Annotated in this window: 22 protein-coding genes; 6 read left to right on the top strand and 16 right to left on the bottom strand. The window is 40.6% G+C overall.

Annotated elements, in window-relative coordinates:
- Positions 1 to 316 precede the first annotated feature (316 nt).
- The 16 genes from RIC07_RS12870 to RIC07_RS12795 all read right to left on the bottom strand — a co-directional run bounded on the left by RIC07_RS12870 (position 317) and on the right by RIC07_RS12795 (position 9923).
- Positions 317 to 814, bottom strand: a complete 498-nt coding sequence (locus RIC07_RS12870; RefSeq protein WP_446394888.1) for a hypothetical protein — start codon at positions 812 to 814, stop codon at positions 317 to 319.
- A gap of 67 nt (positions 815 to 881) precedes the next feature.
- Complete coding sequence (locus RIC07_RS12865; RefSeq protein ID WP_446394887.1) at positions 882 to 2327, bottom strand: two-partner secretion domain-containing protein; 1446 nt, start codon at positions 2325 to 2327, stop codon at positions 882 to 884.
- Positions 2324 to 3229, bottom strand: a complete 906-nt coding sequence (locus RIC07_RS12860; RefSeq protein ID WP_446394886.1) for a protein rep — start codon at positions 3227 to 3229, stop codon at positions 2324 to 2326. The genes RIC07_RS12865 and RIC07_RS12860 overlap by 4 nt, the downstream gene beginning before the upstream one ends.
- A gap of 39 nt (positions 3230 to 3268) precedes the next feature.
- Positions 3269 to 4165 carry a zonular occludens toxin domain-containing protein gene (locus RIC07_RS12855; RefSeq protein ID WP_446394885.1) on the bottom strand — a complete coding sequence of 299 codons (897 nt, stop codon included), beginning with the start codon at positions 4163 to 4165 and terminating at the stop codon, positions 3269 to 3271.
- A gap of 235 nt (positions 4166 to 4400) precedes the next feature.
- Positions 4401 to 4652 (bottom strand): hypothetical protein, encoded by a 252-nt coding sequence (locus RIC07_RS12850; protein WP_446394884.1) that lies wholly within the window; start codon positions 4650 to 4652, stop codon positions 4401 to 4403.
- Entirely contained in the window at positions 4622 to 4972 is a 351-nt protein-coding gene (locus tag RIC07_RS12845) for a hypothetical protein (RefSeq protein ID WP_446394883.1), read from the bottom strand. Before RIC07_RS12845 ends, RIC07_RS12850 begins: the two co-directional genes overlap by 31 nt.
- 11 nt (positions 4973 to 4983) lie before the next feature.
- A complete protein-coding gene (locus tag RIC07_RS12840; RefSeq protein WP_446394882.1) occupies positions 4984 to 5253 on the bottom strand; it encodes a hypothetical protein in 270 nt (89 codons plus the stop codon).
- Positions 5254 to 5334: 81 nt separating this feature from the next.
- Positions 5335 to 5724 carry a hypothetical protein gene (locus RIC07_RS12835; protein ID WP_446394881.1) on the bottom strand — a complete coding sequence of 130 codons (390 nt, stop codon included), beginning with the start codon at positions 5722 to 5724 and terminating at the stop codon, positions 5335 to 5337.
- 3 nt (positions 5725 to 5727) lie between these two features.
- Positions 5728 to 5886 carry a hypothetical protein gene (locus RIC07_RS12830; RefSeq protein ID WP_446394880.1) on the bottom strand — a complete coding sequence of 53 codons (159 nt, stop codon included), beginning with the start codon at positions 5884 to 5886 and terminating at the stop codon, positions 5728 to 5730.
- Between the two features lie 306 nt (positions 5887 to 6192).
- Positions 6193 to 6456: a hypothetical protein gene (locus RIC07_RS12825; RefSeq protein WP_446394879.1), complete on the bottom strand. Its 264-nt coding sequence runs from the start codon at positions 6454 to 6456 to the stop codon at positions 6193 to 6195.
- Positions 6457 to 6643: 187 nt separating this feature from the next.
- Positions 6644 to 7108 (bottom strand): hypothetical protein, encoded by a 465-nt coding sequence (locus RIC07_RS12820; protein ID WP_446394878.1) that lies wholly within the window; start codon positions 7106 to 7108, stop codon positions 6644 to 6646.
- Between the two features lie 38 nt (positions 7109 to 7146).
- Positions 7147 to 7410: a hypothetical protein gene (locus RIC07_RS12815; RefSeq protein ID WP_446394877.1), complete on the bottom strand. Its 264-nt coding sequence runs from the start codon at positions 7408 to 7410 to the stop codon at positions 7147 to 7149.
- A 640-nt stretch (positions 7411 to 8050) separates the two neighbouring features.
- The gene (locus RIC07_RS12810; protein ID WP_446394876.1) at positions 8051 to 8431 is read right to left on the bottom strand and encodes a hypothetical protein; all 381 of its coding nucleotides are present in this window, start codon (positions 8429 to 8431) and stop codon (positions 8051 to 8053) included.
- A gap of 10 nt (positions 8432 to 8441) precedes the next feature.
- Entirely contained in the window at positions 8442 to 8756 is a 315-nt protein-coding gene (locus RIC07_RS12805) for a hypothetical protein (RefSeq protein WP_446394875.1), read from the bottom strand.
- Positions 8757 to 8962: 206 nt separating this feature from the next.
- On the bottom strand, positions 8963 to 9157 hold the full coding sequence (locus RIC07_RS12800; protein ID WP_446394874.1) for a hypothetical protein: 195 nt from the start codon (positions 9155 to 9157) through the stop codon (positions 8963 to 8965).
- 481 nt (positions 9158 to 9638) lie between these two features.
- A complete protein-coding gene (locus tag RIC07_RS12795; RefSeq protein WP_446394873.1) occupies positions 9639 to 9923 on the bottom strand; it encodes a helix-turn-helix transcriptional regulator in 285 nt (94 codons plus the stop codon).
- Positions 9924 to 10357: 434 nt separating this feature from the next.
- Between RIC07_RS12795 and RIC07_RS12790 the strand changes: the two genes are divergently transcribed.
- The 6 genes from RIC07_RS12790 (at position 10358) to RIC07_RS12765 (ending at position 13889) form a co-directional block, all read left to right on the top strand.
- Positions 10358 to 10825 carry a hypothetical protein gene (locus RIC07_RS12790; protein WP_446394872.1) on the top strand — a complete coding sequence of 156 codons (468 nt, stop codon included), beginning with the start codon at positions 10358 to 10360 and terminating at the stop codon, positions 10823 to 10825.
- Positions 10826 to 11383, top strand: coding sequence for a hypothetical protein (locus RIC07_RS12785; RefSeq protein WP_446394871.1), 558 nt, complete (start codon positions 10826 to 10828; stop codon positions 11381 to 11383).
- A complete protein-coding gene (locus tag RIC07_RS12780) occupies positions 11380 to 11586 on the top strand; it encodes a hypothetical protein (RefSeq protein ID WP_446394870.1) in 207 nt (68 codons plus the stop codon). Before RIC07_RS12785 ends, RIC07_RS12780 begins: the two co-directional genes overlap by 4 nt.
- 10 nt (positions 11587 to 11596) lie before the next feature.
- Positions 11597 to 11893, top strand: coding sequence for a hypothetical protein (locus tag RIC07_RS12775; RefSeq protein WP_446394869.1), 297 nt, complete (start codon positions 11597 to 11599; stop codon positions 11891 to 11893).
- 11 nt (positions 11894 to 11904) lie between these two features.
- Positions 11905 to 12285 carry a hypothetical protein gene (locus tag RIC07_RS12770; RefSeq protein WP_446394868.1) on the top strand — a complete coding sequence of 127 codons (381 nt, stop codon included), beginning with the start codon at positions 11905 to 11907 and terminating at the stop codon, positions 12283 to 12285.
- 398 nt (positions 12286 to 12683) lie between these two features.
- Entirely contained in the window at positions 12684 to 13889 is a 1206-nt protein-coding gene (locus RIC07_RS12765; RefSeq protein ID WP_446394867.1) for an IS110 family transposase, read from the top strand.
- Positions 13890 to 14569 lie beyond the last annotated feature (680 nt).

Here is a 14569-nt window from a genome sequence, read left to right as displayed (position 1 = left end):
GTCAACTTAAGGTGAATCCCCACACTGCTAATGTAGTATGGTTTTGTAGTATAGGCTCAGTTTAAGATTAGCATTATTTTAGGAGATAGCGCTACTTGAGGATACCTGTGCTACATTTGGTCATAGTAAACCATTGAGTAGTAGCATTAAAGGGTACACTATCGCCAACACAATTTTTTTTCAAAAACCAGCCCTCAGAGGAAACAGTTTCAAGCTCAAAAGACACTGAGTAGTTAGAGTCGAAAAAGGTAGAGTAGGCGTGGGGTGTCGTTCGCTTCGCCGTGCGATCGCTGTCAATCCTTGAACAAAATTAAAATCACTGACACCAATTATTACCAGAGACCCTAACAGAAACTCGACGAACTGGCAAAACTGTCCCACGAATTTTAACTTCGGGACATTCGATTTTTTCGTAAGCAATAGTTGAACCGACGGATATCCTGACAAAGCTTGGAGGGCGATAAGGCAAATAAGCCGACATAGAAAATGCTAAATTCCCATTCCGATAAATAGCGAAGTTATCGTCATAATAAAATTCAGTTGCTGAGTATGAACAATTGCTGCCATCAATAGATGACCATACTTTCAATGGACTGCGAATTCGATCAGATTCAATTTCTACCACATCTGAATCAGAAAAAATAGGTGAATAGTAAATATATTCTGGGTATTGGACTGGCATCCATCCCCCCTCACCACATTTTCCCCATTGTCTGTGAGTGTGCTGCCATGTTATTTTATACCGATAAGCTGCCTCTGCCGGGAAACCAAATAGAATTAACAAAAAAACTGACACAATTAATTTTCTAAGCATTTTCTCGTACCTCTAAAAGCTACTAAAATTGATAAAAAAGCTAATACGATTGATTTTTTAAACATTACTACTCACCTCTTTTAAGAATTTGATAAAACTGCTGTTCAGTTAACTCATTAGGATAATTTTGATTTTGAACGTTTAAATGCAACAAACAATGACGATTACCATAAATTAATTGAGAATAATAACAAATTCTAGGCTGGGTTAAAATAAAATTTACCTCCTCATTGGGTGATTTTGAGATATCCCAAAAACTAAAATCTACCTTATCAATTTGAAAATTATCTACCAAATCATCCGGTTCATCTACCACCAGGTCATCCGGTTCATCTACCACCAGGTCATCCGGTTCATCTACCACCGGGTCATCCGGTTCATCTACCACCAGGTCATCCGGTTCATCTACCACCGGGTCATCCGGTTCATCTACCACCAGGTCATCTGGTTCATCTACCACCAGGTCATCCGGTTCATCTACCACCAGGTCATCTGGTTCATCTACCACCAGGTCATCCGGTTCATCTACCACCAGGTCATCTGGTTCATCTACCACCAGGTCATCCGGTTCATCTACCACCAGATTATCAGGTATATCTGGCTCTATTGCCAGATTTAAATCATAAGAAAAATCATCCCCAATTCCACCTAATCGGAAAATATTTTGCTCTTGATTCGATAGAGAATCTAAAATACCAACGACAAAAAAATCAATAGGCTTAAATTCTGAATCGAAATAATCAATAAACACAGTTCTAGAACTTAGGTTAGTACTGATATAAACTCCAATATCTTGATAAAAACCCTGGTAGCTCAAAAAGTTACTTGGTATGTAATTTCGGGTTAAAAGCGTCCAGAAATTATCCTCAACAGAAACCTTGTATCCTACAAAACTTAACTTAATTAATGAAAAGTTAATTTCTGGAGCATTTAAATTTCCTAGGGAAACTATACTAGACCCAGATAAATCTATGCGTCCACCAGCTTGGATAGTTCCCAAATTAATGATTGGATTAGTCAAAGTCTGAAAAGCCAGGAAACTTGGGTTAAGTTCAGATACCTCACTTACTAAACCAATCCTGTCTTCAGCTATAGGACTTGCAAACCATTCTGATTCTTCCCTGTAACGTGGAAAGCCACTGTTACCAAATTGAACGCTTGATGCTGTACTACCATAAAATGCAGCCGGAACATCTATATAAGCATTCCTACCAAAAACAATTCCGTTTGGATTAAGAAAATAAAAATCTGGACTCCCTCCAGTTACTTTAAGAATGCCATCGATTATTGATGGGTCACCACCAATCACTCGATTAAAAATGTTACGTGTCTGAGGATTAGCCAAAAACTCGGCTATCTGTCCCTGGTCTAGGTTAAATTGCTCAAAGGTGTGGAAAATGTTATCCCCAGCTAGTTCCCCGCCATCAATGATAAATTCTTGCTGAACCTGATTAACATTGGTCGGTTCAACTGGCTGAATTTGCTGAATTTGAGCAAATAAGAATGGAATCATGACAATGCCCCCCAACAAAAATCATATTTTTCTCTACGATAATTCCAATGAAGCGAACAAGGCAACCCATCCTGATTCTGTTCATCACCCGTTTTCATCTCAGACTCGATTTTATCTAACTGACGCTGGCTAACATAATTGGAAACCAACCCACCAACAGTCAGCGACCGTTGACGGTGAAATTGATCAGTTAGTTCATACAACCAATCAGCATCATCAGTTAAGTCAGCTGGTTTTACGCTGTACTTGATTACCTCAAGCAAAGCTTTAATAGGTAACTGATGAGGTCTGCTAAAAACCTTACGTACAAAAGTATACGGCTGGTAATCTAAACGCGCCGACCTTCTCCAGAGATTCACCCAGTCTTCAGTTTTTAAAAACTGGTCATTCTGAAAATAGTCAGAGGAGACAAGCAACAAAACATGATAGTGAGGATGTGCTAAACCTAACTCAGACCGCGTAACCTCAAGCGATCGCAAATAACCACGAAGCCAAGGACGACGGGATAAAGTTCTTACCAAGCGATGATAACCAGCTGACATTAACCGTAACTGAGAGCGTAAGTCCCCAATTTCACAATTACGAATGGTAAGAGTAGGAAATATCCAACATAAATCAGGATTATCAGCCATCAAACGAGTTAACCCTTTAAAATTTCTAGCTCGAAACTTAGATATTCGTGCATACTGGCAAAGCGGACACCAACGGCAGCGACACCATGACGCCCGTTGAATATGAGCAAACATCCGACCATCAACTTGCCCCGGCTCCAGACGAAAATCAAAATGCCCCGAACAGTTCAAAATCCGTTCCGCGTACTGCTGGAAATCTTCCCTATCTGACAAAGAATAAAACCCTGCAACCCTTATACTGTCTCGCTTCAAAGCACCTAAATTATCCATCGCGCAGTTAAACCTATAGTCTCAAGTAAAAGAAGAGGGCTAACGCCCCACTACACGGAGCTGGGCGCCACCCGCAAGCGGGCCCCGTCGCCGCAGGCTTCCGCCGTCGCTTTCCCGCTGCGAGGGATTCTGTACAAAATCTTTCGCATCCGAAAAACGCTGTTTATACCGCTCATCAAACTCAGCCTCAGTTAAGCTTATCCGTCGATATTTACGAACCTTTAAAACAACTGGCGGATTAGTCATTACCGGATCACCTGTTGTTAAATCTCGGTCAAAACTGTCATAAACAGCAAACAAAAGCAAATCATATTTGTCAGGGAAAGAGCAGAATCTAAACTTAGCACCAAACAGCTTTTTAATATAAGTTTTTGACACACTCCAAGTCAACCTTTTAGTTTGAATTTGTTCGTAAGCTTCCCGAATAAACCCCAGATAAAATTTAAGTTTAAGCTTTTTCTCTCCCGTCTGTTTATCCCGCCCTGTATAGGATTCGCAGGAGATAACCATATCAGTTTGGTCGCGGAGACGCTTATCTACATGGTCATAATTTTGGGATATCCAGAATAAAACTTTTCCGGAATGGCGCATTAAAGCCAAATCAGCCAAAAATTGAGGCGGTAAACTATTCCAGCGCCGCGAATCGCACCAAATACCCGCCTCATCGAGTACATAAATAAAATCCGGGTCTTCCATCCATAAATCCAATCCGCCGGACATACCACGAACTTGAACCCCACCCTCATAGAAGCGCCGAAGTAAGTTAGTATAGCCACAAGCCTTACAATATCGGCGAAAAGCTACGCCATTTATGGTGAAGTTAAATCGAAGTTTCATATCTAAATCATCAGCCATTCTTAGCGCCATTTGCAAGGCTATTAAAGATTTACCATTACCCCGCTTACCAATAAAAGCAAATATTTCCCCATCTAACATATCAAACCCTCTAGAACTTTGCTGGGATTATTTTTAGGATTTTATAGCCAATTGCCAAGCTCAAGACGTCCGTAATATCACTTAACAATTCATAGATAAGCTGTGACCCTAAAAAAGGAAGACTAGCCCCCAACTGAGTCGCTAAATTTCCTAATACCAAATGTTGAGGCATTGGCGGCATTAAGAAGGCTATCCTAGTTTGGATGTTGCAGAAAAAATCACCGAAACTGTCCATTTAAACATTCCCTAAAACAACATGACGCAAAATTTTAACTGATGAACTGATACCCACAGGCAAGATTACCGCTTCAGCCATCCCTTGGGTAATCAATAGTAAATGCAAGCTAACAACCTGCACCTTTGACATTTCATCAGTCACAATTACTACTTGAGCTTGTACAGAATTAGCAATGAGTACAAGCAAAAAAGTTAAAAGCAGAATGAGATAGTAGCGCATTACAAGTGAATAATTACCTGAATCATCCAATAAATCACCACTCCTGGCTCGATAGCGTGCCACACATCCACAAGCCAGCAGAACGTATGGGTATCATCAAAAAACTTAATCTGTGGGCAGACTGCACCACCATCAGGAATTGTTCCTAGAGTGCCGAATAAAAATCGATTACTTAGAGTGCTATCAATACACCCCTGGATCTTAGCCTCATCCCCAGGCTCAAAAACAGGACCAGTTTCTATCTCAACCTCAACATTTAAATCGCCCTCTGCTTTAGCTAAATCAAAGGGATTCGATAAAAACAAAAGAAATGATAAAAATATTGCAGATAGAAACTGGTTCCATTTCACGGTAAAACCTCCTAGACGTTGTTTAAAACAACATGACGTAGAATTTTAACTGATGAACTGATACCCACAGGCAAGATTGACGCTTCCGCCATGCCCTGAGTAACAGTAATTAAGTGGGCGGACACAAGCTTGACCTTGTCCATTTCAGCTTCAACGGTAGTTTGAGCAGAGGCAGGATTAGCAACAGCGAGAACAGTTAGGGTAACACCAGCAGCAATAACAGGCGGTGCATACCATTTCCGCATGAATTTGTCAATCCGATGCTTGATTTTCAGTTTCATCTTAACCTCTTAAATTTAGAGAACAAACTCAGAAAACTCTAGTGAACACCCAAAAAGGTGGTGGTCGTGCAAATTTAATCATTATTTGAAAACCGATGACGCAACTTTTAAAGCAAATAGAAGAGAAAGAAATTTCCAACCGGTCTCAATCCCCCACTTAAAAGAAGTCTTCATAAAGCCGTTTAATTGGTCCCCAGTCGGCATTTTTTCAATTTGCCCTAATACGGGAGACAACAAAGGCAACCGCCAGGATTGCAACAATTCCAGCCCCGCCGATGGAATCAAAAAAATCTTGGGATTTTCCAAAGGAATCTTGGAAGAAATCGTCACCACCGAGGAATTCACCGCCACCGCCTCCGATGGTGCTGCCAGTGCCAGAAATAAAACAACAGTCATGAAGAAAATTACTCTGGCAATCGACCTCCCCATTTTCAATTTTTGCTTCACATTGTTTAATTCTTTCATCTTCATCCACTACCGACCTCCAAACATTAGTGCTTTGAATAATGAGATAGCCGCCATTGCTGAAACAAAAGTAATAATTTCAGGCGTCACCATTTCCTCAACCCCAGCAACAAACTGGGTAGGAGTGACGGGCATTGTAAAATCTGGAATGGTAATCTGAGCTATCATCGTTTAGCACTCCTAACTGATTTCGGTTGCTTAGACTTAGACTTGGGTTTTTTCACCCTCTTCTGACGGGATTCAAGCCACCAATTAATGCAAAAGGCAGCAATAGAACCAATCATTACCCACCAGAATGTGTGGTGAATTAATTTCTCAAGAAACAGTAAAATTGATTGAAGCATGTTTCATTAGCCCAATAAAAGACCAGAGAATTTAATCGCCATGGCTATTCCAAAAGCCGCCGTAATTACTGGAAAAAAACTGGTAAGAGCCACATCAATAAATTGACAAGCTTCTGGAATAGTCCAGGCACTAATAAAAATGTGGTGTAGCATCATAAACCCACCAGAGTAACGTACAGTACAGGGCAAAGATTACAATCCGGGAAAGTGTTGGCAGGATTGAGTCTAGGTGTTGAAGTATGAGGGATAATCCATCGGGTGAGAACTGGGGGAGGATTCCTAGTTTAAGAAGACAATCTCCTACACTTTCAGAAGCTTCAGTAGTTAGATCTGCACCCGCAAACACAGCTTCACAAACACTGCCAGATTCAAAAATAAAGGATTCTATTTCCATTTGATTGCCTCCTCTGGCACTACTAAAGTAGTACCTCGATAGTTAATCTGATACTCACAAATGGGAGGATCTAAACCAGCTGGAGTACATTCTTGTCCCTCAATCTCAATAAGTTGATCCTGGTAGTATGGATTTTTAGCTGAACTACAAGCAACAAGCAAAAAAAGGAAAAAGGAAAACCACCACATCAAACCATTTCCTCTACTGCTGTTGCTTCCTGTTCATATCCGTTTTCTTCCCAGCTAAAGGTATCACTACCAAGATTATCCGTCTCTTCATCTTGGTATACAAAATAGTTGATATCCCGATCGTCTACTTTAATCAGTCCGAGGAATTCATACCAGGAACCACTATCACGATCGGTAGACCAACCGCCCACCGCCAATTCAAAATCACACCGGGAACCTTGGCGAAGTCCAAAAGAGCGAAGCTTGCGAAAAACGGCAGGATCTAGCTTGACATTAAGAGGTTTTTTCTTGGAAACCTTATCGTCTACTCCAAAGAGGACTTCCAATTTCCCCGCCCATTTACGAACTACTAAAGAAAGCCTCACCCGTTCTGGAGCTTTCTCATATTTTTTCTCAGCCTTGGCAGCATTAATAACAACCGCCCCGCGAATTATAACGACATCGCTTACACTTACATTTGCCATTATTCATCCTCCTTTTTTTTAAATCATTACTTAACTTCCTAAAACGGGATAAACTCAGAAGAAAAATTTTTGATGCCTAACACATCCTCCCCAAATTCATCAATTAACTCCCAAGAGATCTCCGGACGAATGCAAAACCCATAGGCTATCTGCCCAGAAAAGTGACTGTAACAGGTTGTGTTCAGAGTAAAAAACTTAATAACTAATCCATCCTCACCTCTAAACCGCCCATGAAGAAACGCCCAAATAAAAACCTCCCAATTGAACCAGCGACTACGGCGATACTGATTTATTGGTGCCATTGCTCCAACTAGAGCTTGATTTTGAGCTTCTATCTTTGTTAATGCGAACATGATCACGATAAGGAACCGCACCCTTAACAACTGTAAATACAGTCAGCTTCATCTATGATTCATCCCTCCTTAAAATTGAACAAAATAATCCCTCGCCATTTATGACGATAACCCAGGTAAACCGCGAGGGATTAAATGAATTCCACAAATCTATTAAAAAGGCTCTCTTGGTAAAGAGAGCAAAATTAGGGACAAATGTCCCCAAATATTTAGATATGTAAAGGTATATATAAAAATATTGCTATAGCTGAGACCAGAACTGATGAGTTTGAGAAAGCCAGAATTTGTGGAAGACAGTCGGTGAAGACAAGCCAGCAAACCAACGTTTAACAGTCCGGTCAGAGCAAAAGCAAATTTCAGCTAGCTGACTATAAGTCACATCCCAGTAACTTATAAATTCCTCTGGGCTCATCTGGGGAAGATCAAGTTGAAACTGCTTAACAGCAGACCAGTGACGGCGCCCTGGATAACGTGGATAACGCGGATGCATATCAAAACCCCCAATTCTACGAAAATAGAAGAAAAAGAAATATAAAAAACCGCCGCTAGAAAAAGCTGTTCAACAAACCAGAAAAATCTTTTCATCCTTTTACTCCAAATCATTTAAGACAGAATGCACTGAAGAAACGGAAGAAGCTAGAACCTGACAAAATAACATTTGTTCTTCTACCTCCTGAAAATCTACATCTAAAATCGTTAAATATTCAGTTTTATAAAGAATAGACAAAGCTGTATTTTTCTGTTCTTCAGAAAACCCATTTAAAAGAAAATCAACATCATCAACAGCGAAACGACCATCACGAACCCCTAAAGCTATTTCAGCTATCGCGACATCCAAACTAGAATATCTAGGTTTTGGCTTGTCTAAATATTCAAGTAATGCCCGAAACAGTCGAGCTGAACCTAAAGTTACGGTTGGAACGATAATAATTTGAGCAGATCCTATTAAAGCAGCTAGAAGTGTTTCCATTTTAGTTTAGTTAATCCTCCTCAACAACACCATAAATAACTACTTCATCAAAACTTGATGTCGAATGATTAATGAATCCTTCAGCATGGGGAAACCTATGTATACATTCACTTTTAAGTTCAGAAAGAACTTTTAAGGGGGAGTCACAGATAACAAAACAAGGCTCAGAAAATGAAACCCCATGTCTTGTGGCACTAATATAGCCACCGTATTGAATTTTAATCACAGCATATTCTAAAAGAGAGTCAGGAGATAAGTCTTGGAGCTGAGAACAGAAATCATGGTAATTTGAGAGCAAGAGAAGAAGGCGAAATGTAGTATCCATAATTCATATCAAATAGAGAATAGGAGGAAAATAAATATACAAAAACAAACAATGCAAATGAGATGCTCTTGGACGCTCATAACGTATGTAACTCCTCTAAAAAATATTCGAGAGAAAGAATCCTATCTTCAAGACCCCAGAGAGCAGGCTGAGTAGCGTCCTCACGCTCTAAAACCTCTCGGAAATCATAAAGACGGTCAAGCTTATCAATGATTTTGTTTAGTGGTAAAGGTTTTCTCATAGTCAATATCTTCCTGAATATCTTCCTGAATATCTTCCTGAATGTCTTCCTGAATATCGTCAACAAGTTCCAAAAGAGAGTCAGGAGATAAGTTTTCAAGCAGACAAAACAGCTCATGGTGATTTGAAAGCAAGAGAAGAAGACGAGATATAGTATCCATAATTCATCATAAAATGGGCTAGATGACAAAACTCGACTAATCACACATCTGGGAGAGGTGGCAGGCAGGGGCGGCTCTCGCGTCTCATCTACGGAAATTCGTTGGTGACAAACTCACAAGAATCAGCACGATAACAGCCCCTAACTCCCATCCGTTTAAGTTCCTCAACAGAGAACTTAGAGGTAGGGCAAGGATCACCGTATATATAACCAGGACGATCGACCCACGAAATATTATTGAAAGGATAAGGTCTTGAATCACTAAAATGATTCCGCCACATCCTCAGTTGATCTTTCATAACTCTCCTAAAAATGGACTTCTACAACAATCTACGACGGGTGGCAGGCAGGGGCGGCTCTCGCGTCTAGCTTGCCGATACCTAATTAAATACATACTCCATACACTGAACACGGCAACCTAGCCATCCGCTTCGCCGGAGCCACCCCAAGCCTGCTAGTGAATTATTGCTAATATAGTTAAATCAATCACCCCCAATATCATCAAAGTGTTTAGGAAAACCCAAATTATCAGGCAATTCATCAAGAGATTTACCTAAAGCACGACACAAAGCTTTAGTCTGAGAAATCGTTAATTCAGGTTGAGACTGACCAGTTTCCCACTTACTAACAGATCGCTGACTCAAAGTCTTTCTACCGGTCTTATCCGGAATCAACTTTGCCAACTGTGCTTGAGTTAGACCCGCCTCCTCACGAAAACGCTGCAAAACAGACACGGGTTTTGAAGTCAAACTGTTATTTTTAGCCATTTTACCATAAATAGAACCATAGTTCTTGACAAACACTCTGTCTAGAACTATAGTTCTTAAAAGAGACAACAAAAGGAGACAGCCTCGACACCGAGCAAAGTGAAAATGGCTGCCATCTCTAAGAGTGTCTATCAGTGTCCCACAATCCTCACAGAAGCGGAAGCACCGTAAGCCGTAGCATCGCAGAGTGTCTACCTAATAAAGGATTTGTGGTAACACGTCCACATCAAACACGTCCACATCAGGGAGGTGATGACTATACATAAATAACGCCCTCGATTAACAAGCACCCTGTTTGATGAATAGGTGCTGATGATGAAAGTTTGGGAACATCAGCACCTTTCTTTTCTACTACCCATCAAATCCAGATCAGGAATGTCATCAATGGCAAGCCCTAGATTTCTCTGTCAAAAATTACATGGTTAGGTAAAAATATGAAACTAATTGAATGGCTCAGACAAATTTTCATAGAGAATTTAGCGGAGGAAAAGCCAACACCGTTAAACGAATTAACTAAATTAACAGGGGATTTAGCGATAAAGCATGAAAAGCCAACGCAAGAAAAACACATAGAGTTTTTTACATCAAATGAACCAAAATTAATCGGGCTTAGTTTTTCAAGATGTATGTCTGATTTACTTTCGGGAGAAGTTGAAGTGTCGGAAGTCAGAAAATTAATTACTGGCACTCAATGTCAAACAGAATCTGATTTTCTGGATGTAATAAATAAGTATAAACAGCTTAAATATTGGCAAAACTATTCTGTTGAGGAAGTTATAGGAATGTACGCCAAAATCAAGCATCTAATTTATCAGCCTCGTTTAGAGGGCAAAGGTTATCCATGTTGTGTTCAAAAATGGGTGAATAATGAAAACGAAATTATTTGGTTAGGGAGAAAATAAATGTTTTTCCACTACAGAATGGTAGATGAGAACAACAGTTTGTACGAATTCTACGCTAAAGGAATAGAAGAAAACAGAAAATTAAAATGGGGACAATGGGGTCATCTTTGCTATGTACAATGCACAGAAGAATTCGCGGCAAAACTGCTTAAGCTAATAACCTCTGTAACCCAACACTGCAAAAAGCCGCAAAATCTAGACAAAAAAACCTGGTTTAAACTTAAGCGAATTGTACGTATAACGGCAGCTCGTTCAATGGTCTATCCAATACCGTTCGAGGTTCTTAAAAAAGAACTTGGAATAGATATAGCCAATGAACTCATAGTTGAAGAGTACAGAAAAACAATCGCAAATCAACTAATTCCAAATGGTTTAGAACAATGGTACAAATACTGGGAGGTAGAAACATCTAAGAATTTATCGATTCTCAATAAAAAAATTGTCTCCTCAGAATTCAAAAGCCCACTAGAACTAAGAGACAAAATATGTGAGATAGCTGGAGAACTCGAATGGTCTACACACATAATCACCTGCGAAGATATTGAGGCTAACCAATGAATTACTCAGATATACCCGGAATTATCATCATGGCGCTCGATTTAGCCGCCAAGGAACTGTCACAAACTACAGGAGAACCGCACACACAGATAAAAAAACGGTTGGTACAGGAAGCTGCCCAAAAGTTTAACCAAATGGAAATTACTGAGGTTACTGAATGGGCTAAAACTAACTACCCTATGCGTTCAAAAGTTGAAAACTAGGAGTGAAAAAATGCAAAACAACGGATACAACTATCGAATCTCACACCTTTGGGAAATACTAACACTTCGAGAGCTAATGGTTATAAGCCAAGAAATATCTAGTCAAGGCTTTAAAGATATAAAAAGCTTACGAAAAAGGATAGCTAGATTGCAAGTAACCCTTAATAGCATTGAAGTTTCAATAGATTGGAACTTAACAAACTGGCAAACTGAACAAGAAAAAAACACAATAAACCCACAACAATTCACTGAGATTATCGAATGGATAGAAACTAACTATCCCGAACTTTCCAAACTTAATTTTTAGGAGATATCAAAATGCAAAACAACGGATACAACTATCGAACACTTAATCCCTGGGAACAAATAGCACTAGAACACCTATCCGCACTAATTGGAGAAATCATTGGTGCTGGCTTCGATAATCCCAACAACCTGATAGACCGAGTAAGCGATATGGTTTTAGACCTAAGCAACTGGGATACACCAGATAATTGTGATGAAGAAATCAAGGAGATTTTCGATACTAGTCCAAACTCTGATACCCAGCAACCTAAATACATACCTTACGGAGTATCTGGAGAAGACGGCGACAAAGAAATAAATCCTGCTTGGGAACCTACGTTTAACACCGAGGAAGACCAAAAACAGGATTTATCTGAAGAATTAGAAAAAGGATATAAGGATATCGCCTGGTAGTTAACTTTATCGCACCCTACCTTCCCAGTTAAGGAAGGGGGGCTGCGGTGAGGTCGCAAACTTAACCGCTCAGTTCCTAAAGGAACAAAACCAGACGCAGTAGGCACGCAGTTTTAAGGTGAAATGTCTCAAAAGGATTTAGCTTTTCGTGACTGCACCTACTGCATTACTTGACCGACATTATAACATAAGTCCGCCTGACGAGCCAGATCTAACTCATCTGGCGAAACACTGATTAGTGTCGCGGCATAGAGTTGCGAATCTATGCTGTCCAACCTTTCTAGGTTGGTTACCTGCTACCTGGTTTCAGAGCGAATTGATGATTACGCTAATTATTTCGGGAGATTCTTGACCAGGTACTTGTTGCAGGCTTTACTCCCATTACAGAACCTAGAAAAATGAAGAAACTAAAAATCTTAGGCGGCGATATCTGTAAAGATCGTGTAGTGTGTTGGCTGCTGGAAGAAAGACCCAGCCATCTACGGAACTTTTGGAAAAATTCATTCAAGAACCGATCTAAAGACCCCGTAGAAGATGAACTGACGTTCTACTTCACTAAGAAAGGGATATCAAATCTGCTCGAGCTTAAGCCAAATGCCATTGTCCTAGAGCCTACTGGAGTTCACTACTCGTGGTTAATCAGTCACATCTGCCAGTGCGAAGGAATTCAAGTATTATGGGTGGGTCATGCAGAAGCTACCCACTATCGGAAAAGCCATAAGCTACCGGATAAGAATGACTTGGCGGATGCTTTAGCACTGGCTGCTTATTCACACGAACACTGGGGAAAACCTGATCAGTTCCTTCAGTTTGAACCAGGAGCTATCATAGAAATCCGAGATCTGTATTTACAGATGAAATCTCTAACCCGCGTACAGTCACCAATTATCAATCGAGTACGCCAGCAATTATGCCGGGAGTTTCCAGAGGCAGCATTCAAAAACTCCCAGCCGGGAAAGGATGGATTAACTCCTCTATGGGCATGGCTAGCGAACATCGAACGAACAGGAGTACGGCGTAACTTCTATTACGACCGACTCTATGACAAATCAGTGGCACCGGCGTATGGAATCGAAATCAGTCAGTTTTCCCAGCGATATGCTGAACTGCTTTGTCAGATACACTGCTGGGAACACGAAGGAGAACAGAAGCTAGAAGAACTGGTTTACCTTCCACAGTTCAAAGAATATAACCGAACCTTTGACAAGTTCGGTATCGGACTGCGACCACGGGCGCTGTTACTGTGCCACATCTACCCACTGAGTAAATTTGAATCATTAGGCAGTTTTAAAAAACGGTTGGGCATGGCAGGAGACGAGATAAGTAGCGGCGACCGTAAAGGATGGAATGCCGGGAGCGGCAGTAAGATGTGCAGGACTGAACTCTATATGTGGATCTTGGTGGCGATCGCCCCGACGAAAAACCGCCCACGGGGAGCGATTGGAGAAAAACTCGGGGAATTCTACGACAAACGCCAGGAGCAGTTCGAGAAGAACAACCAAGGGGGAAACCACTTTGGGAAGCTGATTATCAGTCAAACAGCCGCTTACGGATGCAAGTTGCTGTTCAAAGAGCTTAAAAAGGCTCTGAAGCTTAAGGGCTAAAAACTCTCACGCCCGTTACTGTTTCTAGTAACGGGCATCGACTGATAAGTAAATTAGCCCCTGCTGGAGTTATCCCTTATCAGAAAAACTTATCAACTCAGAAACCAAGCCAGATATAGATCCAAACAATTACCCCAAGAATTGATAAGCAAATTTTGACGCAGTAGTGAACACACCTATAAAAGAAAGTTATGAAATCATCAAAATTATCCGCTTGGGATAAAGCTTGTCTCAGAGTTTTACTCCAAAAGCACCTAAGAGGAAAGCGGAGCCGCATACAACCTATATCAATACAATGTATAAAACTAACCAAATTTTACACGGCACTCGCTATAAGAGAAGCCTGCGAAGATATATGCCAATCATACCCAGATGCCCCAAAAGACCGAGCAGAAAGGATTCTATTCCTTGCATCTATGTTAAATGAACAAAGTTGGTATTTGCTTTAGTTATAGAAAAACTTCCCAGCAGAGCATAATTAGCTTATCAATCCCCGGTATCACCCACCGGGGTATCTATTACCACCTGTAACCCTTGATTTTACGTTGATTTTTGCCAAAACTGAAAAAGTCACGAGGCGCACGGATATATAACCTATAAGTTATAGACTTCTATCAAGACTTTATACTACACTAGCAACTTAGAGCGAAAAGCTCGGTTGAGCAAGGGTGTCGGGTGTC

Origin of the sequence: Coleofasciculus sp. E1-EBD-02 (assembly GCF_040218245.1) — a bacterium.
Lineage (GTDB): Bacteria > Cyanobacteriota > Cyanobacteriia > Cyanobacteriales > Coleofasciculaceae > Coleofasciculus.
This window is presented reverse-complemented; position numbering and strand designations above follow the sequence as displayed.

Coding starts and splice junctions, on each gene's coding strand:
- RIC07_RS12815 (WP_446394877.1), bottom strand. CDS start 7,410: ATGGCACCAATAAATCAGTATCGCCGTAGTCGCTGGTTCAATTGGGAG.
- RIC07_RS12770 (WP_446394868.1), top strand. CDS start 11,905: ATGCAAAACAACGGATACAACTATCGAACACTTAATCCCTGGGAACAA.
- RIC07_RS12810 (WP_446394876.1), bottom strand. CDS start 8,431: ATGGAAACACTTCTAGCTGCTTTAATAGGATCTGCTCAAATTATTATC.
- RIC07_RS12765 (WP_446394867.1), top strand. CDS start 12,684: ATGAAGAAACTAAAAATCTTAGGCGGCGATATCTGTAAAGATCGTGTA.
- RIC07_RS12790 (WP_446394872.1), top strand. CDS start 10,358: ATGAAACTAATTGAATGGCTCAGACAAATTTTCATAGAGAATTTAGCG.
- RIC07_RS12870 (WP_446394888.1), bottom strand. CDS start 814: ATGCTTAGAAAATTAATTGTGTCAGTTTTTTTGTTAATTCTATTTGGT.
- RIC07_RS12785 (WP_446394871.1), top strand. CDS start 10,826: ATGTTTTTCCACTACAGAATGGTAGATGAGAACAACAGTTTGTACGAA.
- RIC07_RS12775 (WP_446394869.1), top strand. CDS start 11,597: ATGCAAAACAACGGATACAACTATCGAATCTCACACCTTTGGGAAATA.
- RIC07_RS12840 (WP_446394882.1), bottom strand. CDS start 5,253: ATGAAACTGAAAATCAAGCATCGGATTGACAAATTCATGCGGAAATGG.
- RIC07_RS12800 (WP_446394874.1), bottom strand. CDS start 9,157: ATGGATACTATATCTCGTCTTCTTCTCTTGCTTTCAAATCACCATGAG.
- RIC07_RS12865 (WP_446394887.1), bottom strand. CDS start 2,327: ATGATTCCATTCTTATTTGCTCAAATTCAGCAAATTCAGCCAGTTGAA.
- RIC07_RS12830 (WP_446394880.1), bottom strand. CDS start 5,886: ATGATAGCTCAGATTACCATTCCAGATTTTACAATGCCCGTCACTCCT.
- RIC07_RS12825 (WP_446394879.1), bottom strand. CDS start 6,456: ATGGAAATAGAATCCTTTATTTTTGAATCTGGCAGTGTTTGTGAAGCT.
- RIC07_RS12820 (WP_446394878.1), bottom strand. CDS start 7,108: ATGGCAAATGTAAGTGTAAGCGATGTCGTTATAATTCGCGGGGCGGTT.
- RIC07_RS12855 (WP_446394885.1), bottom strand. CDS start 4,165: ATGTTAGATGGGGAAATATTTGCTTTTATTGGTAAGCGGGGTAATGGT.
- RIC07_RS12805 (WP_446394875.1), bottom strand. CDS start 8,756: ATGGATACTACATTTCGCCTTCTTCTCTTGCTCTCAAATTACCATGAT.
- RIC07_RS12835 (WP_446394881.1), bottom strand. CDS start 5,724: ATGAAGATGAAAGAATTAAACAATGTGAAGCAAAAATTGAAAATGGGG.
- RIC07_RS12780 (WP_446394870.1), top strand. CDS start 11,380: ATGAATTACTCAGATATACCCGGAATTATCATCATGGCGCTCGATTTA.
- RIC07_RS12795 (WP_446394873.1), bottom strand. CDS start 9,923: ATGGCTAAAAATAACAGTTTGACTTCAAAACCCGTGTCTGTTTTGCAG.
- RIC07_RS12860 (WP_446394886.1), bottom strand. CDS start 3,229: ATGGATAATTTAGGTGCTTTGAAGCGAGACAGTATAAGGGTTGCAGGG.